This window comes from Roseovarius sp. B-10, from assembly GCF_056859295.1.
In genome coordinates, this window is the sequence record NZ_JBSXOE010000015.1 from 27,785 (window position 1) to 50,771 (window position 22,987).

Here is a 22,987-nt window from a genome sequence, read left to right on the forward strand (position 1 = left end):
ATTGACAACGTCTTTGCTTCGGGTAGTTAAATTAGCCATGTCTAACTTTTTACCCTGGAGGCCGTGGTGATTCGAGATTTCATGGGGGTGTTACTCGCCACATTCGCTGCTGCGTTCGTGCTGTCCGGGCCTGTCTCGGCGACGCCCGCCAAGGAGGCGCCCTGGCTTCCCGAGGCGGCGGCTTACCGGTTGACGCTCTTTCTCGGAAACCTCGCGCCACTGCCTTGGGGCGACGTCGAGGCCGCCTGGTCCGAACCTTACCGGGGTTCGGAATTCTCGACCGGTGCGCTGGCGTGGCTGGAGGGCGAAAGCGGCGTCGATACTGACCCTCTTCTGGATGCCATCGCGGGCGAGGACCGGCAGATGGTCTTCGCCGAGGCAACGCGGCTGATCGCGCGCCGGATCGAAGAGGAACTTGACCGGGCCGTCGCGGCAGAAACTCCGGCGATTGTACAACAGGCCGTGCGAACCGCGCGGGGCCTCTATCGCGCGTTCGAGGACGGCATCGCCGCCGCCGATCCCGACGCTGCAAGGCGCCTCGGCCTCGCCTGGCTGGAGCTTAACAGCAGCACCGGCTCTGCCGGCGTTCTTGGCGCCGGCGCCACGCCCGCCGATCGCGACACCCTGGAAGCCGCGCGCGCGGTCATCTCCGGCTATCTCGCAAAGAATTACCTCGTTGACGATTTTGCGCCGCGTCAGACGCTAAGCTCCTTGCCGGACTCCGCCGCGGCAAGCGGCCGCGCCATCGAGGTGCCGCCCAGCCTGCCGCCCGGCTCTGACATCTTCGACCAGGATCCGCTGCCGCTGCTGGTTCTCAATTTCGAGGAACAGGGCATCGACGAGACCGATCTTCCGCTTGTTGCCTACGGTGACATGCTGTTCGACAGCGCGCAAATCTTTGGAAGCCCGGCGCGGGATCTCGGGCTCGCTTGCTCGACCTGTCACAACCGCTCGGACGTCAACCAGCGGCTCTTCATCCCCGGCGCCAGTCACCAGCCGGGGGCGATCGACGTCGACGGAGCCTTTTTCAACCCGATCTTCAATGACCGGCGTGACGACCCGCTCGACATTCCGAGCCTACGCGGTCTGCGCTTCACCGGGCCCTACGGCCGCGATGGTCGTTTCGCCTCCCTGCGCAATTTCACCCGCAACGTGATCGTCAACGAGTTCGGCGGGGATGAACCGACGCCCTTCATGATGGACGCTCTCGTCGCCTACATGCTCGAATTCGACTTCCTGCCCAACTCCATGCTGACACCGGATGGTCAACTGACCGAGGCCGCGCCCGAGGCTGCGAAACGCGGCGAAGCGATCTTCAACACCCCCTTCGCGGGGCTCGGCGACCGCTCTTGCGCCAGTTGCCACATCCCCGACGCCAACTTCCTTGACCGCCGGGCGCATGACATCGGTTCGGTCGCGCCGGCCTATGAGGGCGCCCGCGCGGGGGCGATGGATACCCCCACCCTGCTGGGCACGGCCTATACCGCGCCCTATTTCCACGACGGGTCGCTGCCGACCCTGGCCGCTGTCGTCGACTGGTTCGACGAGACGAAATCGCTGGGGCTGACCGGGGCGGAACGGGCCGACCTGACGGCCTATCTGCAGGCCGTGGGCGCGGCGGACGAGCCCTATGAGGCCTTCGACACCGAGAACACCGCCTTCCGGCTGGCGTTCTCGGAACTCACGACCTTCGCCTCGACGCTCGACACGCTGCTGCCCCGGCGGGACGCGAAGCACATCCTGCTTCTGACCGACACTGTCGCCGCGGACCTCGCGGCCGACGCCAGCACCATGTCGAACCTTGCCGCGCGGCCTGAAGTCTACATGTTGGCCGAACGTCTGGCCGAGGTTGGTGACGCCGTTCGTGCTGATGACTGGGTGGCCGCCGAAACAAGCTGGACCGCGTTCAAGTCCGAAGCCGACGCAATCGAAGAGAGGGCATTCTGATGGCAATCCATCTGAACCGCAGAACGATGTTGGCACTGGCCGGTGCGGGCGTAGTGTCGTTGGCGACACCTCTCGCCGCGCAGGACACTGCGTTGCGGCTTGCCTTCATCCCGCAGGAGAACCCGGAGAAGCTGCTTGGCGATATCGAGGCCATCACCGGCTGGCTGGCCAGTGAGATCGGCGTCCCTGTCGAAGGGTTCGTTACCATCGACCATGCAGCGGCGGTCGAGGCGCTGCGCAACGGCGACGCGGATATCTCCTTCATGGGCGCCCTGCCCTTCGTTCTGGCCGAGGCCGAGATCGGTGCCGTGCCACTTCTGTCCGAGGTCTACCGCGACGCGCCGAGTTATACGGGCCGCATTTTCGTTCGGCGCGACAGCGGCATCGACGCGCTCGCAGACCTGCGCGGACGCGACATCGCATTCGCGGATCCGATCTCGGAATCGGGCTATCTCTACCCGCTCGCCGAATTCGTGGAGGCCGGGCTGGTCGAAGGCCCCGGACAGGCAGAGGCATTCTTCGGCCGCATCTTCTTCGCGGGCGGCTACCAGCAGGCGATGCAGGCGATGGCCGAAGGCCTGGTCGATGCCGCAGGCGCCAGCCAGTATGCCGACCTGCTTCTGACACCGCAGCAACAGGCGGAGGTAACCTGGATCGCGGAAAGCGCACCGATCCCGAGCCATTTGGTGATCGCTCGCCCGGGGCTCGATGCCGCTCTGCGGGACCGTTTTGTCGACGCAATGCTGCGGCTCAACGAGCCGGAGCACCGCAACAAGCTGCGCTATCTTTATGGACCGGATGGGTACGTCAGAGCCGACGGCGCCGCCTATGACGGCGTACGCGATATGGCACGGCAATACGGGCTGTTGCGATGAGCACAGCTATCGAAATAGACGACCTGAGTTTTGCCCATACGGGCACGGACCTCCCGGCGCTGGAGCGGCTCTCGTTTCGGGTTTCGGCGGGCGAGAGCGTCGCTTTGCTCGGCCCGTCCGGGGCGGGCAAGACGACCCTGCTGGCACTGCTCGACGGCAGGCTCCAAGGCTGGAGCGGACGGGTATCGGTTCTGGGTGCGCCGCTCGATCCCGCCCGCCCGCCGCCGAGCGCGCGCCGTCCGGATACCGGTTTCGTATTTCAGGAGTTTGCGTTGGTCGAACGCTCCACGGTTCTGCGTAACGTCCTGAATGGCCGCCTGGGGCGCATGTCGCCGCTGCGGGCCTTGTTTGGATTGTCGACCCCCCACGATCTGGAAATTGCATGCACAGCGCTCGCGGATTGCGGCATCGCCGATCTTGCCGAACGCAGGGTCGACAGCCTCAGCGGCGGTCAGCGGCAGCGTGTGGCCATTGCGCGGTGTCTGGCGCAGGAACCGCGTCTGATCCTCGCCGACGAGCCGGTCAGCAATCTCGACCCCACCCGCGCCGGCGAGATCCTGTCGCTGCTGACCGGAGCGGCACGTGCGCGCGGGGCGACGGCGCTGTTTTCGTCGCACCAACCCGACCTGGCGCGGCGTTTCGCGCAGCGCATCATCGGCATTCGTGGCGGGCGGATCGTCTTCGATGTGCCGACCTCCGAGTTGAGCGAGGACGCGACAGCGGAGCTCTATCGCGATGCGGAGCCAATGCCCGGTCTCGGCCTCAGGGCGGTGTCCTGATGCGGTTGCGCGGGTTCGGCGGCTTCGCGACCAGCGCCCTGATCGCCGGTGCGATCCTGTGGTCCTTCGCAACGACCGAGGTCGAGTTGTCGCGTCTCATGTCGGCCGGCCCGCGGATCGCCGATTTCCTCGGCCGTATGTTCCCGCCGGACCCGTCGGTGATGGCCGAGATCAGGAAGGGCAGCGCGGAAACGCTGAGGATCGCGATTCTTGGCTCTCTCGGCGCGGTGATCCTGTCCGTTCCCCTCGGCATTCTCGCCTCCGAGACGATGGTATCGCCTGCGGTGTTCCGGCCGATCCGAACGCTGCTGGCCTTCATCAGAGCAATTCCGCTGATCCTCGTGGCCATGCTCATGGTGGGCGCTGTCGGCCTCGGTCCGTTGCCCGGCATCATCGCGATCGCCTTTCATGCGACGGGGATGCTTGCCAAGTTCTATGCCGAGGCGATCGACGGCGTGTCCCGCGCGCCGATCGCCGCGCTGGAAAGCGCGGGCGCCGGGCCGCTCGTGCGGCTCAGGCACGCGATCTGGCCGCAGATGGCGCCGGTCGTCGCCCGCGACACGATCTTCCGGTTCGAGTTGAACCTGCGCGAGTCGCTGATCCTCGGGATTGTCGGCGCGGGCGGGATCGGCTTTTACATCCAGACCTACGTGCGCTCTTTCCAGTATGACAAGGCGGCCAGCGTCACGATTGCCGTCGTCGTCATGGTCATCGCCATCGAAGCCATCAACGTTGCGCTGCGCCGTCGATTTGCCTGATCCTCAGGCATAGATGTCGATCGGTGTCCCGTCCCTGACCATGGCGTAGATTTCCTCGATCTGTTGGTCTGAGACGGAGATGCAGCCTGCGGTCCAGTCGCGCTTGTTCATCGGGTCGATCCCATTGCGCGGTCCGCCATGGATGAAGATGTCGCCACCCGGCGATTTTCCTTGCGCCGCCGCGAAGGCGATGTCTGCCTCATTCGGATAGGAAATGCCGATGGAAAGGTGAAAGAGGCTGTTGGGGTTGCGCCGGTCAATCGCGTAGGAGCCCTCCGGCGTGCGGCCGTCCCCCTCGAACTGCTTGTGGCCTTCGGGCGCGAAGCCCAATCCGATGGGATAGGTCCGCAGAATATCTTCCGCCCCGTCCAGGACCAGCAGGCGCTGTGCCTTGTAGACGCGCAGCCGGGTCACTTCGGGTCCGTTATACGACCGGAACTTGCTGGCACAGGCGGAAAGGAAGGCGGCCAATCCGCCCAACAGAAAGACCCGTCGTGGAAATCTGGTATTCATCGCTGCTCGAAGCCCCTTTTGCGAGGTCTGGTTAAGACGTTACTCGACCGTGCGCGCCGAATCAATGACCATGCGCCAGTGCTCCCTTCGCCATCTGCTCGCCCACCGGTTCTCCGCCTGAAGGCCCGGCCTCAACCTGATGGCCGTTCAGGAGCCGAAGTGCGTTGGCGACCACCAGCAGAGACACGCCCACATCCGCAGCAATGGCGCCCCACATCGAGGCCATGCCGAACGCGGTCAGCCCGACGAACAGCGCCTTGGTCGCCAGCGATATGCCGATATTCTGGTGGATGATCGTCATGGCCCGGCGCGAATGGCCGATGAGCCAGGGCACCTTGCCGATATCGTCCGTCATCAGCGCGATATCGGCCGTCTCGATGGCCGCGTCCGATCCGACAGCCCCCATTGCGATGGCATAATGCGCCCGCGCCATGGCCGGCGCATCGTTCACGCCGTCGCCGATCATCGCCACCATGTCGTGGCTTTCGACCAGTTCCTCGATGGCCGTCACCTTGTCCTCGGGCAAAAGTTCGGCGCGCACCTCGTCGATGCCGACTTCGGCTGCCACCGCGCGCGCGGTGCGTTCGTTGTCGCCCGTCAACATCACGATGGTCTTCACACCCTGCGCATGCAGGCGCGCAACGATCCCCTTTGCATCGGGGCGGATGCGGTCGCGAAGCTCCAGTACGCCGGTCACGCCGGTCTCGTCACCCACGGCAACGAGGGTGCTCCCTGCCCCTTCGATCCGATCCCGCAGATCCGCCGGAATGGCATTGCCGAACCCCTTCTCTTCGGCGAACCGGTCCGAGCCGAGCCAGATAGCCCGCCTGTCGGCGCGTCCTTCCAGACCGCGCCCGGGCACGGTGCGTGTGCCTTCGGCGGCGGATACGGAAACACCATCGGCTTCGGCGCGCGAGAGGATGGCGCGTGCCAGCGGGTGCGAAGACCGCGCCTCCAGGCTTGCCGCCAGTGTCATGAGATTGCGTTCGGAGGCACGGCCAAGCGGGTGAACTGCCGCCACCTCAGGCTCGCCCATGGTGATCGTCCCGGTCTTGTCCATCGCCAGTGCCGTGGTCCGCCCCGGCGCCTCGACATAGGCGCCGCCCTTGATGAGCACCCCCGCCCGTGCCGACGCGGTCAGCGCCGCCACGATGGAGACCGGCGTAGAAATGACTAGCGCGCAAGGACATGCGATGACCAGAAGGACCAGAGCATTGTAGACCCAGTAGTCCCAGGCGCCGCCCAGCAGCAGCGGCGGCACCAGCGCGATGGCGATCGCCAAAGCCATCACGATGGGCGTGTAGATGCGCGCGAACTTGGCGACCCATTGCTCGACCGGCGCGCGGCGGGCATGGGCATCGCCGACCATACGGATGATCTTGGCCAGCACTGTGTCCGAGGCGGGTTTGGTCGCGCGGATCGTCAATGTGCCTTCGCCATTGATCGTACCGGCATAGACTTCATCGCCCGGCTCCTTGGGCACCAGAGCGCTTTCGCCGGTGATCGGGGCCTGATCGACCGCCCCAGCGCCCTCCACGACCTCGCCGTCGAGGGGAATACGGTCGCCGCCGCGCACGATAAAGCGGTCGTCCACGGCAACCTCTGCCGCCGGAACGTCCGCCTCTGTGCCATCCGGCCGGATCAGTCGCGCCGTGGCCGGTGCAAGATCGAGAAGCGCCGAAACGGCATTGCGCGCGCGCCCGACGCTCCAGCTTTCGAGGTAAAGGGAGAGAGAGAAGAAAAACGCGACCGTAGCGGCCTCGAAGAATTCGCCGAGTCCGATGGCGCCCGCGACGGCGACCACCATCAAAAGGTTCATGTCAGGAGAAAACCGCCGAGCAGAGGACCAGGCCTTGGGCGCAACAAGCCAGACGCCGAAGAGGATCGCGACGGCGAAGAGCCCTGCTTCCGCCATGGGCATCGGCACTTCGCCATGCCCCGCGAAAAGCCCGAGCGCGCCGCCCATGCCGGTCTCGACGATGTGATAGAGAAACCCTGCCGCCCAGAATCCGCCGCTCAACGAGGTAAAGCGCTTCTGACGTGTCAGATGCGCCGCCTGGTCCTCTGCTGCGTTGTCGGCATCCCATGGCTTCGCGCTCATGCCGGTGGTTGCGACCAACTCCGTGACGTCTTCGTCCGGTATCCTCTTGGCGCTGTCGAGGATGGTCATTCGCCCGTTGATGACGTCGAACGCCAGGTGTTCGGTACCGCCCACTTTCGGCCCGACGACCCGGTTCAGGATCGCCACCTCCTCGGCACAGTCGAGTCCGGAGACCTGAAAACTCCTTCCGCCGGACGGCGCCGTGGACGCGACGTGTTTGCTGGCATCGCAACAGGATTTGCCTGTTGCGTGAGATTGCTCTTGATCACTTGGGTGGCTGTGATCGTTGCGGTTGCCGTCGGAAGACATGGATTGACCTCGGGATTCATTGATTCCACATTGACATAGCCCCTACAGTAACTAGAGCTTCAAGGGCCCAAATGGATTTTCGTCCAGCAAGTAAAGTGCCATGCGGTGACTTGAATTTCGCCGCCCCCTTTAAACGACGCGGCTGAAGGAACCCATGCCGGGACGGCGCGATCAGAATGAGTGAGGTAGACATGCAGAAACGAAACGTGCCGATCATCGCGGCAGTACTGGCGCTTGCTGGCTGCGCGGGGTCAACGCTGGACGGCGGCGGCGCTCGGACCAAGGTGGGAAATGTTCCCGAGGCCGTCACCGCCCTTGCCGCACCTGGCCAGGATCTCACCACGGCCCGGCTTGTTGAGGAGGACGGCTGCTATTGGTATCAGCACAGCGGCCCGGTGGAAAACACCTTGGTTCCGCTGCGCTCGGCAGGCGGCAACCCCATCTGCATCGCGCGCCAGTCCTGATCCGCCCATGGATGCGTCGGGCCGGCGCGAGGCACGTGACGCGCCGGTCAGCTTCTCGGGGTCACGCTGTCCTCGGCGGAGTACAGGAAAGCCGTCGACCCGATCTGGACGTTGGGATAAAGATCGTTGATGTGCGCCATGACCATTCGGACGCAGCCGGAACTCGCTCGGCCGCCGATGCTTCTCGGTTGAGGCGTGCCGTGAATGCGTAGATAAGTGTCGCGGTTCCCGACAAAGAGATAGAGGGCGCGCGATCCGAGCGCGTTCGCAGGTCCGGGTTCCACACCGTCGGCGGAATCGGCGTAGAGTTCGGGATCGCGTTTGATCATGTTCTGCGTCGGTTTCCAATGCGGCCATTCGACTTTGCGCTTGATCGTATACGTGCCCGGTTCGTACAGTTTGCCGCGGGCGATCGCCACGCCATAGCGCATTGCCGTGCCGCCCTCTTCGATGTGATAGAGATAGCGCGCAATGGCATCGACATGGATGTCACCGGGGACAAGCCCGTCCTTCGCGGCGACCCGCTTTGGCAGAAAGCGAGAGTGCAGGCCCCAAGGGTTTGATGTGGCGGGGTCGTAGCCGGAAGGTGTAACCTGTGCGTCCCAAGCTGCCCTTTGCGCATCGGTAGGCCACGTGTCTGCAAGGAGCGGGCTGGATATCGACGCCGAAAACAGCGCGGTGGTCGTTTGGATGAAATGGCGTCTTGTCAGCATCTTTTCTGATCCCTTCACAAATTTCACAGCGGCCCGAACCCTGCCCTGAACGCATTGACGTTCGTCCAGGAAAGCTTGCGGACAGAACTTGTACGTGCCCAGGTGCCGCTCCTTGTCGGTCGTCATAACCCCTACAGCTGCTGGAGGCTCAAGAAAAATCTTTGTTACCAGGATCTGTCACTGGCGTTTGGAGGCATTCACGACACGTTCAATGCTCATGAGCGGCCTGCGGCGCGAGCCATCGGGACAAGTACAACCGCTCGAGGATAAAGACCGCCACAATTCCGGAAACTGCGTAGAGCACGATGACCGGGTCGCTCTGGAGCTTCATCGCCGTGAAAGCCACCAGCACCACCGCGTCGAGCGTCAGGGCGGTCAGCAGCACGAGGCCGGACGCTCCGATTTCTTCACGCCGGTAGCGGAAGACGCCCCAGTGCACCACCATATCCATGACGAGATAGAAGAAGGCGCCGAGCGAGGCGATCCGGCCCAGATCGAAGAACACCGCGAGCGTCGAAGCGATGACAACGGTATAGACCAGGGTGTGCCGCTGGATCGGTCCGGACATTCCGAAATGGCTGTGCGGGATCATCTTCATGTCGGTCAGCATCGCCAGCATCCGCGACACCGCGAACACGCTGGCCAGCACACCGGACGCGGTGGCGACCGCTGCAAGTATGACGGTCAGAAGGAAGCCTGTCTGACCCAGTGCGGGCTCTGCCGCCTCGGCCAGCGAATAGTCGCGCGCCGCGACGATCTCGTCGATGGTCAGACTCGATCCGACGCCGAATGCCACCAGCAGGTAGACGGCCACGCAAATCCCGATCGAAAGCATTATCGCCCGACCCACGTTGCGGTTCGGCTCGGTAATCTCGGACCCGCTGTTGGTGATCGTGGTGAAGCCCTTGAAGGCCAGGATCGCGAAGGCCATCGAGGCGATGAACCCGGTCACACCATAGGCTTGCGCCGGGTCGGATGCGGCCGCGAACCGAAAGCCGCTGGACCAGATCGCGGCAATGCCGAACAGCCCGATGCCGCCGATCTTGATCGCCGCCATGACCAGCGAAAACAGCCCGACCGACCGATTGCCCGCGATGTTCACGACGTAGGCGAATACGATGACACCCACGGCGAGGATTGGCACCAGTGGCCCACCATCGATATCGAAGGGTCGCAGGACATAGGTGGCGAAGGTACGGGCGACGAGACTCTCAGCGATCACCATGCTGAGTGCCATCAACAGCGCGGCCCCGGCCGCAACAGCCCCGGGACCATAGCATTTCTGCAGGATCATCGCGATTCCGCCGGAGGAGGGCCACTTGTTGGACATCCGGATGTAGCTGTAGGCGCTGAAACCGGTGACGATTGCGCCCGCGATGAAGGCCAGCGGGAAAAGTGGTCCGGCCAGCTGTGCGATCTGCCCGGTCAGCGCGAATATGCCGGCCCCGATCATCACGCCGGTTCCCATTGCGACAGCCCCTCCAAGGGTAATCGAGCCTTCGCGGTAGGTGTCGCTTCTATTTTCGTTCTGCATTCCGTCCTGCCTTGGTTGTTTTCGCACCGTCCAGAACGGGTCCAGATTGCCAGCGAAAGTCACAATGATCATGGCGGCCGGCAATGGTCTTGGGCCGTACGAGCCTTCGGCCCCACTTCTCGGCTACCGGGAAATCGAGCGCGCACCACGTGGCGGTGCAAAGTTCCGCGTCGTCGTGATGGGCGAAGAACTCGGCCACTGGGCACTTCGTGCAGTCGAACGCGACGACATCCTCACCCGCTTCGACATCCCGCCAGCCATAACCTGGTGGCCCGAATGGGAAGCGGCGGAACATGTCGGTCGCGATCCGCAGCCGTTTTACCGGATCTGCGGTGATCGTGCGAGCCAGTTCCCAGGGGGGATCGGCCATTCGCCGGTAGATATCCCAGCCGATCGCATGGATTAGCGCGTGGCTTTGCGCGGGCGACCGACCTTGCGAGACAAGGGTCCGGTGCAGTGCCAGGGTCAGCGCCGCAAGATGCGTGGTCAGGATTGCGCCGGTGTTCGGCTGAAGCGGAAGATCCGTCTCCAGAACATCGTATGTCGCCCAGGTCTCGGCAAGCACTCGCTCCGTCTCCCGCCCCAGGTGGCGCTGCGCGAAATGGTGAAACAGCGCCATAAGCCCGGCCCTTCCAAGGCCCCTGTCCGCCGGCCCGAAGGCGCCCATCACGCTTTCCCACATGCCGTGGATCGCTGAGCGGTCCCAGCTCTCGTCAATCGCTTCGGCGGGCGGCATGGCGCCGGTCAGCAGAAGTTCGGGAAGAACCTGGGAGATGCGCCCTAGCGGATCGCTTGCTGCAAGCCTTGCGGCCACCTCCCGCGCAATGAAGGGCCGCGAGATTTCGTCGAAGCGAGCGTCGGGTGCCAGTTCGAACAGAAGCGCCTCGGCCGTCGTGAGCGCCTTGGCGTGAAGCATGAGTGAAGCAGGAAAGACGAACCCGGCGTGATAGCCCGCACGCATCATCGCGAGGTATGTCCGCGCAAGGCTGGCTTCGCGCGAGGGTGCGCCATAGAACCGGGCGGCGAGGTCGTTGAAGGCCTGCCGGAAGCGCGCGTGATCCGCCCTTGGCAGCGGCTTGGTCTGCTGGCTGAAATGGTGGTATGCGCGCCGGGTCTGTCGCTGCGCCACGGCCATCCAATAGAGCACGAAGCGGTCGCGTTCGACCGCGTTCAGTTCGCCAAACATGCCGAAGTCGAGCAGCGTGAAAGTGCCATCGGTGTGAAAGACGATGTTGCCGGGATGGAGGTCGGCGTGAAACAGGCCGTCCGAGACAAACATTCGGAGCAGCATGGACACCAGCCGGTCGACCAGTGCGGTTCTGGTCTTCTTGGAGAGGGTGGCCGCCGCCTCGGGCAGGCGCATACCCTCGACCCAGTCCATCGTCAGCACGCGGGCCGAAGTGTGGTCGGGATAGGTCCCTGGGATACGCACGCCATCCTGTCCGGCGAGATTTTCTCGGAACCGATCCATGACGCGGGCTTCGGCCTGAAAATCCAGTTCCCCCGTCGAATAACGCCGGAATTCTGAGAGAAACGCCGGCAGGTTTGTACGGCGAAGCCGTCGCGGCGCCAGCACACGCAGGAGCCGAAGCCCGAACTCCAGTGCATCGAGGTCGCGGCGGAACAGCGCCTCCAGCCCCGGGCGCTGCACCTTGACGGCAACGGTCGTGCCGTCTTTCAGTCTCGCCTTGTGAACCTGTGCAAGCGACGCGGCAGCGACGGGCGCGGAGTCGAAACTGTCAAAGGCCGTCTCCAGCGACGTACCAAGTTCGGCCTCGATCACGCTTCGGATCGTCGCGAAATCCATCGCGGGCGCGCGCTCCTGCAGCTCCGCCAGCCGCGCGATGTAGCTTTCGGGCAGGATGTCGGGGCGGGTGCTCAGGATCTGCCCGAGTTTCACGAAGACCGGCCCGAGCGTCATCAGGTCTTGTGCAAAGCGGTCGGATGCGCGCATGTCGCCGCTATCAGGGTCGTGGCGCCGAAGCGCAAGGATGTCCGGCCACAGGGTGGTGAGAATCCGGACAAGCCGGAGCAGGTTGCGGGCCGGCCTCATGCCCGATCTTCCGCGGCTCCGCCGGACCACGCCTCGATCGGCATTTCGGGAAGGAATTGGTGCAAGGCGTCGAATGCCTCGGTCAGCGTCAAGTGGTCGACGATGGTCGTGGAGCCGCGCAATGGTTTCTCGCCTGCGTTGACGGCACGAATCGCCGCCAGGATCATCGCGGCCGTGATCTCTGCCTGAACGCCGGCCGCGACATGCCGGGCGGCCAGAATGCCGCCGTCCGGCCCCTGCGCTTCGACCGCGATCCGGGTGCCGACGCGCCCTGGCGGTGGCAGCCGCATCAAGATGCGCGTCAGTCCACGCTTGTGCCGCGCCAAGGCGGGCCCGAGGCCAAGGCGCAGGAGCAGGCCGGTCAAATGCGTCGCGTAGGGCGGATGGAGCGCCAGAAAGGTACGGACCCGGACATGCGAGTGCCTCCCAGATTGACCCACGACACCCTGCTGCGCGAAGCCGACACCGAGCGCCTTGCGCGACCTCCCGCCCCGCTCGAAGGTAAAGCGGCGGCGCAGATCTCCGGGGCGCACCGTTGGGCTTGTGACACCGGAAACCCGGTACTTGTCGCCCAGGGCGCCGATTGACCATTCCGGCGCGGCACCGACGCAGACGACGCCGGTACCCGCGCCGCCGTTCGCCGACACCTCCTGTATGATCAACTCCACATAGTCCGGAGAGGCAGAGGTTTCGAGGAAATTTCCGCCTGCGCGAACGACATCGGCCGCGACCGACGGTGGAGTGGCCTCAGTCAGGTTGACCACTGTCGCGCCAAGCGGAATTCTTGCGGCAGCATCGGTGGCCGCGATGTTCAGACGAAGTGTCTTCACCCGATCGTCCGACGCCCTGCCCCGGCGCGAGACAACCAGAACGCTGGCCGCCGTGTGATCCAGCAACAGAGATACCAATCGATTGTCGACATCGCCCGTGCCGCCGATCAGTACGATCATCGCCAGGGTATCCATTGCCAGATCAACTCGCCGCGCCATCACTGGATTCCGTTGGCGCGTTGCAGCTCGCGGATGTAGGTGACGATCAAGGCGACCGTTTCATCCGTCATCCCTTCGACGGGCGGCATGTCACCGAAACCCCAGTGGTGCGCCTGCACGCCGGTCATGGCGGCCCTAAGGAAGGCCGTATCGCCGTGATGACCGGGTTCGTAGATTGGATGGACCAACGGCGGGCCATTACCGGTCCCGCCGGCTGCGTTGATGCCGTGGCAAGACGCACAGGAGCGTTCGAATGCAACCTGGCCGAAATAGCCGGGCGCACTCAGGGTGTCCGGCACCTTGACGGTCTCGGGGTCAGGTGCCGGGCGTCCTGCGTCGGCCCCGTGCATCTGCGTGCTAACCCGTGGCCGGTCGCGTCCTTCGTCGGACTGGGCGTAGAGACTCGTCGCGAGTCCGCCGATAACGAGCACCGCAACTGCGGACCGCGTCGCAGTCATCCTGTGCATTCTTTCGGGCTCCTTTCTATGAATGTCTCGCCTCGCTTCATCGGCTGGCACCCACGGGCGGACGTTGGATGGGAACGAAAGCGGGAACGCGGCTTGCATATCTGTCCCAGCTTTCGCCGAACCGTTCGCGGCTGTCGGCTTCTTCGGCACGCGCAAGGCGGGCGTACATCCAGACCAGAACCGGGAACATCGCGAGCGTCAGGATGGTTGGCCACTGCACCAGAAAGCCCAGCATGATGAGAACGAATCCCACGTATTGGGGGTGGCGAATCCGGGCATAGGGGCCTGTCGTGGCCAGCCGCCCCTGCCTTTGCGCCGTCCATAGATGGTGCCAGGCCACGGATATTAGCCAGAAGCCGCCTCCGATCAGCGCGAAACTCAGGATATGGAAGGGGCCGAAATGCGGGTTTGACTGCCATCCGAACATCATTTCGGGCAGATGTCCGCTATCGTGGGCAAGCCAGTCGATATCCGGCCAGGTGGATTGCAGCCAGCCGGACAGGACGAAGATCGTCAACGGAAACCCGTACATCTCGGTGAAAAGCGCTACGACGAAGGCGCTGAACGCTCCGAAACTGCGCCAGTCGCGTTTTGTCTGCGGCTTGAAGAAACTGAAGGCAAAAATGATGAATACCGCCGAATTGATAAATACCAGCAGCCAAAGTCCATAGGAAGCACCTGCATCGGTCATTACTTTTCGTCTCCCTTGCCGTGCCCGCCGTGCCCGCCGTGCCCGCCGTGGCCTCCATGACCGCCATGCATGAAGAAGTGCATGCCGACGCAGAGCAGCAAGGGCAGCCAGATCAGAAATCCACTGCCCAGAAGGTGCACCCGGTGTTCATAACCCAGAAGAAGGCCGCCCCCGGCTAGAGCGACAATCAGATAGATGCCGGCGCGTGATCGCCAGAATGAGGGCGGCCTGGTCGGCTCGTCACGGTTCACGTGGTGTTCGCTATGTTCTGTCATGACATATCTCCGTTCTGGGTTTCGACCTGCAAGGGCCTTGAAAATCCTATCCCCTTGTGAAGGCTTCCGAGCGATCTCCAAAAGCGGGCGATAGGGTTCTTACACTTGACCTCATGGAGCATTCCAATCGAAAATAATCCCCGCCGGCGCGCGCTTTCCCTGTACCACATCAAGTTCGCGTGTTGTCAGAAAGTCCAAAGGCTGCCGGCCCGTGACTTCTGCGGCAGCTGCGAGAACATGCGCCCAGGTCGATCGGTTGGCGAACAGCATTCCGTTGGTATCAAGTGTTCCACCGCGCCCGCAAAACCCGAGGAACCGAGACGTCGTCGATCCGGTATCGAGGCGGCGGATAAGACCGCAGAGCGGTTCTGGCCGTGTATGAGAAACGAAGACCCGCGCCTTGCTCGCCTCTGGAAACAGGTTTCGGACAATTTTCTCCGAGGCGGATACCGTTGCTTCCTGCGCGTCGCGAGGGGTCCGGAACCGTCCCGGTTCGACAAGCAGAATGACGCGATGCCGCACGCTCTTTTCCATGAGGCGATCCGACGCTTTTAGAACTTCGACCAGTTGATAGGCGCCAATGGCGACAAGGATGACCTCCGACGCATCTTCTCCGTCTTCGCGCAGGCAAATGGCACCGTCGGAGAGCGCCCTGTCCGCCTGCTCGGACGTCAGCGCCAGCGGAACGTCGTGTTTGGGAACGACTATCGTCCAGACCGCTCCATGTGAACGAACGGCGTCCCGCAGGCAAGCGATGGCACTGTTCCAGTCGACGGGAAACACGACGCGAGAGAGATCGGACATCTCCGCCCACATGGTTTCGGCGGCGGTCGTGTCCTGGTGCGACAGCTCGTTCTTGCCGTTCTCCCATGTGTGGGAGGTCAGGACGACCGGCAGGCCAAGCCAATACGGCTCACGTCCCGCCGCGATCAACTGTCGTGTGAAGATCAGATCCTGACGCAAGGCACCGAGCATCTTGGTGGCAAATGCTTCGTAGGTGACCGCCAGGTTGAGACCGCCCTTGTTGCCCAGCACCGAACAGACGACTGCTTCTTCGTTCAACGCGGTAATCACACCGCCCGCTTCGGATTCGGGCATCCCCGGTTCGGGGGCGGTCACACGATGCTTCAGCAGATCGAGCGTCGCGTTCATCCGGTTGCTGCGCATTTCATCGGGGTTGCCGACACGCGCCCGCAGGTCGGGATTGGCCAGAACGAGCGCCTCGAAATACTGATCGAGACCTTCCATTGGCGATGCCCACGTCCCGCCCTGCGATCCGCGCCAGGGCGGCTCTGGCAGAATGGCTGACACCGCTGGGCGCGAGATCAGGGAATGGGCGCGTTCCTTGGGGCGGTCGGAGCTTTGATGGTTGTTGAGCGCAAGGACTGCCGCCGACAAATCCTCCGGCGCGACCCAGAGCCTCGTGGCACCGTCGTTGAACATCCGGCGCGCGGTCGCGTCTGTTCGCGGGTTGCCGTCGAGCGGCAGGTTGTGTGCGTGGTTCGTGCCGGCCCCGGGAAAGCCGAACCCCTTGACTGTTTCGGCGATGCCATATTGCAGACGGACCGGTGCCGCCCCCTCGCTCTGCTGGGCTTTCGCCGCGGCAGCCAGGCGTTCCTCGATCTCGAAGATCGCCCAGGCAAAGGCAGCCGGATCGCGGCCGTCGAGATCGATCGGATCGAAACCGTTCAGCCTGAGATGCCGGCGAAACCAGTCGACGCCTCCGGATTGCGACATGGTCGTGCGTTGGTCGATCCGGCGGCCGTTTGCGATCATGATCGGGGCGACCGGCCCGGTGTCCTCGGCGCGCCACCAGCGCGGGGCCCAGTCGCTGCCACGCTGCTCTTCGAAAGCACCGTCACTCAGAAATGCAACCAGTCGCTCGCCAGGGCGCGGCATGTGTTCGTAAAGGAGCCCGGCAAAGCCGAGATAACCGCCCTCGATCAGCCCGCCGGCGGTATGTGCATTCACATGGCTGCCAAGCGGTGAAACGGGCCGACCGTCGGCCGCGATTTCGTAGGAATAGAAATCCCGGACAAAACGGGTCAGCCCCGGATCGGAAAAGCTGTATCGTTCCGTCTGCTCGGATGACATATTGTCGACGATGAGGTTGACTGCATCGATAGCGGAGACGCAATGCCCCTGCCCCATCAGCCATGACCGTGTCACACCGCCAAGCGCGTTTGCAAGCAGATAACCGACATATGCCGGAACCATGTTGAGCGAACCACCGGTATGGCCGTCGGGGCTGGTCTTGAAGTCCTCGGCCTCAAGCGGCATGCCGTCGATCCGCACGGTGCGCGCATAGGTCATGTGCACGACCAGCCACATCGCGGCTTGCGCGATCCGATCCGCTGCACCAAGGAGACGATAGGCTTCAATCTTGTCCTTGATCTGTCCGCGCCGATGCAAAACATCGACCATGTCGTGAACGAGAACCTGTGTCCGGTCGTCACGCGCAAGCACGTCCGAGCCAGTTGCCCAATCGGCAAAAGCCGGTTCATTCGCGCGATAGAGGGTCGCCCGATCCCTTGTCCGAAGCTGCTCGGGGCTGGACGGGGCCGTTAATGTCGAGTCGTTTAAAGTCATCCTTCATTTCCTCCGCTTTCCGGGAACTCAATCCGGTCTGCCTTCAGGACGAAAGCCGGCCGATCCTTTCCCCCATCCGGTCTGGTCCGAACCTGCGTCATCAGGATTCTGCTGCGACCGAAAGTGTCGCCTCCGCCAACAGACCGGCAACTCCAATCGCATTCGATGGATGGGGTATGGTGTCGGTGGTAATAACCCTTGCCGCACCGGCCGACAGGATGGCGTCCTGCGCGCCGTCCGCGAAGACCGCGTGGATGGCCAGGCAGACGGGCGCGGCGGTTCCGGAGGCAAGCAACCTTTCGACGGCGCGCGCCATCGTGGTCCCGGAGGATGCGATATCGTCAAGGATCACCGGTGTGCCTGACTGCAGCGCCGTGCTTTCGGGCACGCTGACATCGACCCTGCGGTCGCCGGACCTCACCTTGCGCAAGACCTCGTAGGGCCGTCCGGCCAACCGGGCCACCTCGGCCACCCATTGCTGGCTCTCGCTATCGGGACCAAGGAGAACGGCGTCGGGTAGGTTCGTCTCGATCCAGCTTGCAAGAAGCGGGGCCGAGACGGCGCGCATCGCCGGAATCGGGAAGACATCGTCCAGCCGCGCGATGCGGTGCAGATGCGGATCGACCGTCACCATCCAGTCGAAACTCTCCCCCAGGAATTGCGCGAACAGCGGCGCGCTGACCGCCTGCCCGGCTTCGAAACGGCGGTCCTGCCGCATGTAGCCGAGATAGGGGGCGATCAATCCGACGCGGCGTGCGCCCATCTCGCGGGCCGTCGCCGCGGCGAAGCGCAAAGGCAGGGCAAGGCGGTCGGGATCGCGCAATGTCGCCAGCAGCGCCACGTCGGCCCCGTCCAGATTGCCGGGCAGCGAGATCAGGCTTTCGCCATCGGGGAAACGGTGCCAGTCGAGCTCGCGCAGTTCCGCCCCGATCGCGGGGGCCAGATCTTCGGCCAGCGGTCTCATCTCGGGAAATGTAACAAGGATCATCACACCTCCTCGGACAGCGTGAGCACGCCGGTTTGGGACTCGGCATAGGCGAGGGCATAGGCCAGTTCGCCCGGTGTCTCGGCATGGAGTTCATAGAGCGGCTGGCCCTTGTCCACACGATCACCGATTCGCGCCAGCAGGCGAATGCCGGCGCTCTTCTGACGCGGGGCACCGGCCAGCTTGGCGATGCGCGCGATGCGTCGGTTGTCGATGGCGGTCAGCTGGCCCGCATGAGGGGCGCGTATGTCGATGCGCTGTTCCGCGCTTCCGGGTTCGCGGAAACCGCCCTGTGCCGCGCAGATTGCCATGAACTTCGCTTCCGCCGCGCCACTGTCGAGGAGCGCCTGCGCACGGTCCCGTCCCTGCCCCGCCGCGGCGTCCGGCGCGAGGTCCAGAAGATGCCCGGCCAGGTCCAGCGACCGTTCGCGCAGATCCACAGGCGCGTCCGGCGTGCGCCGCAGAACCGCCAGCACGTCCATGGCTTCCAGCGTTGGGCCGATGCCCCGTCCCACGGGGGCCACACCGTCGCTGATGTGCAGCGCCAGGTTCAGACCCAACGCCTCGCTCACCGATGACAGCCGGGCACCGAGGGCTTCGGCGGCCCCGGCCGACCGCACCTTGGCCGTGGGTCCGACCGGCAGGTCGATCAGAACGTGCGTGGCACCGGCCGCCGCCTTTTTCGACAGCACGCTGGCCACCAGCTGACCGGTGGAGTCGAAATCGAGCGGGCGTTCGACACGGATGAAGTGATCATCGGCGGGGCTGAGCGCGAGCCCGCCGCCCCAGACGATGCAGCCGCCTTCCGCTTCGACCACCCGGCGCAGCGCGGCGGCGTCCAAGGCGACTGGCGCCATGACCTCCATCGTGTCGGCCGTCCCCGCCGGCGAGGTGATCGCACGGCTCGACGTCTTGGGGATCAGATACCCCGCCGCCGCGACGATGGCGACGACGATCGGCGTCGTCCGGTTGCCCGGCAATCCGCCGACGCAGTGTTTGTCGAGAACGGCCCGGTCCCCCCAGTCGAGCGTCTGCCCGGCATCCTTCATGGCGCGGGTCAGCGCCACGGTCTCGACCTCGTCCAGCCTGTCGCCCGCACAGGCGGTAACGAATGCGGCAAGCTCGAGATCCGAAAGCCGATTGTCGAGGGTGTCGCTGACGATTCCTGCGAAACCGGCCTGATCCAGTCTTTCGCCATAGGCTTTCGCCCGGATCATCGACGCGGAAGCGGGCGGTTCAGGGTGCGAGAACGCGGCCCTGTCCCCCGCCTGCGCTTCAAGGGCCGCCCAGGCGGAAACTGACAATGCCGCCTGGTCCACGGCAAGCCATGCCCCACGACCGACCACATTCAAGGTGGCAATGATCCACCGGTCCTTAAGGTCGATCCGTATTCGAGTCTGGGCCGCAAACCCCTCGGAGCGGCAGACATGGCAATCCTCATGCATGTAGACGACCGGTTGTCGGTAGGTGTCTATGCCGGATGGGATAAGAGAAAGCGTATCGGTCATCGCGGCCGGTCCAGATAGACGGACTCGAGGTGCTCCGGGACGCGCACGGGTCGCTCAAGCTCATGTTCGACGCGGAATCGCAGGGTGTCGGCAGCCGAAGGTTCCCCATGAGTCAGATAAGTCATCGCGGGGGCGGGACCGGCGGACATCCAGCGCAGGATCTCGTCGGCGTCGGCGTGCCCGGAAAAGGACTGGAGCTGAACCACTTCGGCCTCGATCGGGAACTCTCGTCCGAACATGCGCAAACTCCGCGCTCCCCCGGCCAGCGCCGCGCCACGCGTGCCCCCAGCCTGAAAACCTGACAGCAGGATCGTGTTCCGCCGATCACCACCAAAGCTTGCAAGATGGTGCAGGATACGCCCGCCGGTCAGCATGCCGCTGGCGGATACGATGATCATCGGACCCTGCCGCGTATTCAATTCCTTGGATTGCTCGACCGTGTTCACGCGTTTGGCGATCTCGAACATCGCGACGCAATCTTCGCGGCTGACGTGATGTTCGTCGTGGTGGCGGTGATAGATCTCGGTCGCGTCCACCGCCATCGGGCTGTTGAGGAACACCGGGACGTAAGGAATGTCGCCCCGTCCCATCAATCGTGCGATATGCAGCATAAGGCCTTGCGCCCGTCCGACGGCAAAGGACGGAATCAGCACCGTGCCGCCACGGGCAAAGGTGCGTTTGAGGACCGGGGCCAGCTCGGCCTCGGGGTCCGTATCGGGATGGGACCGGTTGCCATAGGTGGATTCGCAGACCAGCACATCGGCCTCGCCGAATGGTTTCGGCGGTCGCATCAGCGGATCGGGATCGTGGCCCAGATCGCCGCTGAAATGGACAACCCTGCCGCCGACCTCAAGTCGGATCTGGGCCGCCCCAAGAAGATGTCCGGCCGGAATGAAGCTGGCCGCGATGCCGTCGCCCAGTTCGATCCTCTGATCGAAAGGGTGCGGATCAAGGCGATCCAGCGCAGCCTTTGCATCCTTGAGCGTGTAGAGTGGTTGTGGGTTCTTGTGCCTGGAATATCCCTTTCTGGCGGCATAGCGCGCCTCTTCTTGCTGGATATGCCCGCTGTCCGGCAGAATGAGCCCGCACAGCTCCGCCGTTGCCTCGGTGCAAAGAATCCGCCCGCGAAACCCCGCCCGGATCAGTGCGGGCAGATATCCCGAATGGTCCAGATGGGCATGGGTGAGCAGCACGGTGTCGATGGTGTTGACGCGCACAGGGAACGGTTTGCGATTGCGCGCACGCAGCTGCTTGAACCCCTGGAACAGGCCGCAATCGACCAGGATGCGCCGCCCCATGGCTTCGATCAGATAGCGCGATCCGGTCACCGTTCCGGCGGCACCGAGAAAGCGCAGTTTCGGACGTGCGGTCGGGATCATGCCTCTGCTCCCCTGCTTGAGATGGCGTTGAAAAGCCCCCCGAAGATCAGCGCGGCGTACCAACCATACAGAAAGCTCTCGACCAGACCGATGATGAAGCCCACCGGGGTCAGCCAGACGAAACCGGGCAGCAGGCCAGACCAGACCTCGTACATTGCGTATCCGGGAAAGATGAGATCGAACACGACACAAACCACGTATGTCAGCGCCAAAAACAGGCTCAGCGCCCAACCCAGTGGCACAATCGGCAGACGCACACGCCCTGCACCGGCAGGCCCGCCCATGACGCAAGCCCCGCACGTCATGCGCAAGGCCACGAAAAGGATCGCAGCGACGGCGGTGAAATAGAGGATGGGCATCATGGCGTGTTCCTTTCTTGTCGATGATCAAACTGGATCGCGAACGCCGTTGCCGGTCGGCACCTTGCAAGGATGGGTGCGCAACCGGCGCAAAACGCCCATCCTGCGAGGCATCGTCAGTTCTGACCGCAGCAACAGCCGGATTTGACCGGTTTTGCCTTTGCGGGGTCCGCGACCTGCGGTTCGACAGTTGCTTTCGGCTGCGCGTCGGTCTTGCCACCGCAACATCCGCCCTGCTTCTGCTTGGCCGCGTCTTGTGTCTGCGAAGTTGAACGGTCGTCCATCTGGACCTCCTTTTGTTTGGTTTCGTTCTATAGACGCGCCCCGACCGGAAGCATTACAGGGATTGGCAACCTGTCGGTCTTCGTTAGTACAGGAGCAAGTGTATCGCTCTGCCGTAGGAAGGCGTCGATATTGCAGACAGAGTTACTACATTCCGGCAGGCTGTCGGCTGACCGGTGCAGCCGGTTAAAGCAGCCGCCGCGCGGCCCATCCGATCAACTCGAAACCACGCGCGCGCCAGCCGCGGGAAAGCCAGGTCCGAAGAGTGACTTCGCGGGCATCCGAAATATCTTGCAGATACTGCGCCTGTAACTGCCCTGCCAGGACGCGGTTACGCGCGAACAGGACCAACTCCTGATTGATGAACAGGCTTCGGTAGTCGAGGTTTGCTGACCCGACGATCGACCAGCCATTATCGACGACGGAAGTCTTGGCATGCAGTTGACGTGGCAAGTACTCGTAGACCCTCACGCCCGCCGAGAGAAGCTGCGCATATGCCGCCCGCGTCGCCCAGCCGGCGACCAGGGGATCGCTTCTGCGTGGCACCAGCAGACGGACGTCCACGCCGCGACGCGCGACATCCTGAAGCGCCCGGTCGACCACGGTGCCCGGGCTGAAATAGGGCGACGTCAAATAGACACAGGATTGTGCCATCCCGATCAGTCCCGCATGCAGACAGGCGAGCCTTTTCTGGCACTTGCGCGAATAGCTAGGCACCAGCAGTCCTTCGATGCCGTCGGCCTCTTCGGGAATTGCGTTTGCCGGAAGCGGGCGGGCCTCCCGCCAGAGTCGAATGAAATGACTTGCGGCAAGCGTCGCCAACGGCCCCTGGACACGCACATGGGTATCGCGCTGGCGGCTTGCACCATGAAGCCGACGCGAGTTTAACCGGCGAATGTTGAAACCGCCCAGGAAGGCATCCCGGCCATCCACGACGAGAAGCTTGCGGTGATTGCGTTGGAAATATCGCAGCGGGTGTCGGAGATCGAAGGGGCGGAACCAGCGAAACCGCACACCGCTTCGTTCCAATTCCCGCCGAAACTTGTCGAAATCCCGCTGGCCAGCACCGAAAGCGTCGAGATGCAACCGAACGTCAACCCCGCTTCGCGCCTTGGCTGCAAGGGCGGAGACAAAACGCGCGCCGACTTCGTCGGTGGCAAAGATGTAGGATTCCATCCAGATTGCTTCGGTCGCGCCCTCGATCTCCGTGATCATCGCATCGAACAGGGCATCCCCCTCGACAAAGAGCTGGAAAGCGCCCGACCCTTCGCCCAGATTTGGCACACACATCGCTGCCCGCGCCTGTGGCATCGTCAGGGAGTTTTCGCGAGGTGCGCGCGGGGTGCTCATGATCGCGGCCTACCGCCCCACTGGTTCGGTCGCAACATCGACGTCACGATGTCGGAGCCATGCTTGC

21 protein-coding genes are annotated in these 22,987 nt (G+C 63.8%); 5 read left to right on the forward strand and 16 right to left on the reverse strand.

The genetic code is table 11. The features are described 5' to 3' along the window. Positions 1-81: 81 nt before the first annotated feature. Genes AC13D8_RS01255 through phnE form a run of 4 tightly spaced genes read left to right on the forward strand, consistent with a single transcriptional unit; the run spans position 82 to position 4,359 of the window. The gene (locus AC13D8_RS01255; protein ID WP_482967291.1) at positions 82-1,947 is read left to right on the forward strand and encodes a cytochrome c peroxidase; all 1,866 of its coding nucleotides are present in this window, start codon (positions 82-84) and stop codon (positions 1,945-1,947) included. Beyond that, a complete protein-coding gene (locus tag AC13D8_RS01260; protein ID WP_482967292.1) occupies positions 1,947-2,822 on the forward strand; it encodes a phosphate/phosphite/phosphonate ABC transporter substrate-binding protein in 876 nt (291 codons plus the stop codon). Before AC13D8_RS01255 ends, AC13D8_RS01260 begins: the two co-directional genes overlap by 1 nt. After that, positions 2,819-3,601: a phosphonate ABC transporter ATP-binding protein gene (locus AC13D8_RS01265; protein WP_482967293.1), complete on the forward strand. Its 783-nt coding sequence runs from the start codon at positions 2,819-2,821 to the stop codon at positions 3,599-3,601. Before AC13D8_RS01260 ends, AC13D8_RS01265 begins: the two co-directional genes overlap by 4 nt. Next, on the forward strand, positions 3,601-4,359 hold the full coding sequence (gene phnE / locus AC13D8_RS01270; protein WP_092361394.1) for a phosphonate ABC transporter, permease protein PhnE: 759 nt from the start codon (positions 3,601-3,603) through the stop codon (positions 4,357-4,359). Before AC13D8_RS01265 ends, phnE begins: the two co-directional genes overlap by 1 nt. Positions 4,360-4,362: 3 nt before the next feature. Here the strand turns inward: phnE and AC13D8_RS01275 are convergent, their stop codons facing one another. Both AC13D8_RS01275 and AC13D8_RS01280 read right to left on the reverse strand, forming a co-directional pair. Next, entirely contained in the window at positions 4,363-4,872 is a 510-nt protein-coding gene (locus AC13D8_RS01275; RefSeq protein ID WP_482967294.1) for a L,D-transpeptidase family protein, read from the reverse strand. Between the two features lie 61 nt (positions 4,873-4,933). After that, positions 4,934-7,282 carry a heavy metal translocating P-type ATPase gene (locus AC13D8_RS01280; protein WP_482967295.1) on the reverse strand — a complete coding sequence of 783 codons (2,349 nt, stop codon included), beginning with the start codon at positions 7,280-7,282 and terminating at the stop codon, positions 4,934-4,936. Between the two features lie 191 nt (positions 7,283-7,473). Between AC13D8_RS01280 and AC13D8_RS01285 the strand changes: the two genes are divergently transcribed. Continuing rightward, on the forward strand, positions 7,474-7,746 hold the full coding sequence (locus tag AC13D8_RS01285; protein ID WP_482967296.1) for a hypothetical protein: 273 nt from the start codon (positions 7,474-7,476) through the stop codon (positions 7,744-7,746). Between the two features lie 47 nt (positions 7,747-7,793). On the opposite strand, the gene AC13D8_RS01290 is transcribed toward AC13D8_RS01285, so the two are convergent. From AC13D8_RS01290 to AC13D8_RS01355, 14 genes are all read right to left on the reverse strand, one after another. Continuing rightward, positions 7,794-8,459 carry a L,D-transpeptidase gene (locus AC13D8_RS01290; RefSeq protein WP_482967311.1) on the reverse strand — a complete coding sequence of 222 codons (666 nt, stop codon included), beginning with the start codon at positions 8,457-8,459 and terminating at the stop codon, positions 7,794-7,796. A 208-nt stretch (positions 8,460-8,667) separates the two neighbouring features. Next, the gene (locus tag AC13D8_RS01295) at positions 8,668-9,993 is read right to left on the reverse strand and encodes an APC family permease (protein ID WP_107978360.1); all 1,326 of its coding nucleotides are present in this window, start codon (positions 9,991-9,993) and stop codon (positions 8,668-8,670) included. Continuing rightward, entirely contained in the window at positions 9,977-12,046 is a 2,070-nt protein-coding gene (locus tag AC13D8_RS01300; RefSeq protein ID WP_482967297.1) for an AarF/UbiB family protein, read from the reverse strand. Before AC13D8_RS01300 ends, AC13D8_RS01295 begins: the two co-directional genes overlap by 17 nt. Further along, complete coding sequence (locus AC13D8_RS01305) at positions 12,043-13,011, reverse strand: hypothetical protein (RefSeq protein ID WP_482967298.1); 969 nt, start codon at positions 13,009-13,011, stop codon at positions 12,043-12,045. Before AC13D8_RS01305 ends, AC13D8_RS01300 begins: the two co-directional genes overlap by 4 nt. 23 nt (positions 13,012-13,034) lie before the next feature. After that, a complete protein-coding gene (locus AC13D8_RS01310) occupies positions 13,035-13,502 on the reverse strand; it encodes a c-type cytochrome (RefSeq protein ID WP_482967299.1) in 468 nt (155 codons plus the stop codon). A 37-nt stretch (positions 13,503-13,539) separates the two neighbouring features. Beyond that, entirely contained in the window at positions 13,540-14,193 is a 654-nt protein-coding gene (locus AC13D8_RS01315; protein WP_482967300.1) for a methyltransferase family protein, read from the reverse strand. Further along, positions 14,193-14,468, reverse strand: coding sequence for a DUF2933 domain-containing protein (locus tag AC13D8_RS01320; RefSeq protein ID WP_482967301.1), 276 nt, complete (start codon positions 14,466-14,468; stop codon positions 14,193-14,195). The genes AC13D8_RS01315 and AC13D8_RS01320 overlap by 1 nt, the downstream gene beginning before the upstream one ends. 111 nt (positions 14,469-14,579) lie before the next feature. Next, the gene (locus AC13D8_RS01325; RefSeq protein WP_482967302.1) at positions 14,580-17,057 is read right to left on the reverse strand and encodes a phosphoketolase family protein; all 2,478 of its coding nucleotides are present in this window, start codon (positions 17,055-17,057) and stop codon (positions 14,580-14,582) included. Positions 17,058-17,157: 100 nt separating this feature from the next. Continuing rightward, the gene (locus AC13D8_RS01330; protein WP_482967303.1) at positions 17,158-18,045 is read right to left on the reverse strand and encodes a ribose-phosphate diphosphokinase; all 888 of its coding nucleotides are present in this window, start codon (positions 18,043-18,045) and stop codon (positions 17,158-17,160) included. Further along, complete coding sequence (locus AC13D8_RS01335) at positions 18,045-19,550, reverse strand: thymidine phosphorylase family protein (RefSeq protein WP_482967304.1); 1,506 nt, start codon at positions 19,548-19,550, stop codon at positions 18,045-18,047. The genes AC13D8_RS01330 and AC13D8_RS01335 overlap by 1 nt, the downstream gene beginning before the upstream one ends. After that, positions 19,547-20,929 carry an MBL fold metallo-hydrolase gene (locus AC13D8_RS01340; RefSeq protein ID WP_107978353.1) on the reverse strand — a complete coding sequence of 461 codons (1,383 nt, stop codon included), beginning with the start codon at positions 20,927-20,929 and terminating at the stop codon, positions 19,547-19,549. The genes AC13D8_RS01335 and AC13D8_RS01340 overlap by 4 nt, the downstream gene beginning before the upstream one ends. Then, positions 20,926-21,291 carry a DUF5676 family membrane protein gene (locus AC13D8_RS01345; protein ID WP_107978352.1) on the reverse strand — a complete coding sequence of 122 codons (366 nt, stop codon included), beginning with the start codon at positions 21,289-21,291 and terminating at the stop codon, positions 20,926-20,928. Before AC13D8_RS01345 ends, AC13D8_RS01340 begins: the two co-directional genes overlap by 4 nt. A 113-nt stretch (positions 21,292-21,404) precedes the next feature. Next, the gene (locus tag AC13D8_RS01350; RefSeq protein WP_158274093.1) at positions 21,405-21,572 is read right to left on the reverse strand and encodes a hypothetical protein; all 168 of its coding nucleotides are present in this window, start codon (positions 21,570-21,572) and stop codon (positions 21,405-21,407) included. 184 nt (positions 21,573-21,756) lie between these two features. Then, positions 21,757-22,920 carry a phospholipase D-like domain-containing protein gene (locus AC13D8_RS01355; protein ID WP_482967305.1) on the reverse strand — a complete coding sequence of 388 codons (1,164 nt, stop codon included), beginning with the start codon at positions 22,918-22,920 and terminating at the stop codon, positions 21,757-21,759. Between the last annotated feature and the right edge of the window lie 67 nt (positions 22,921-22,987).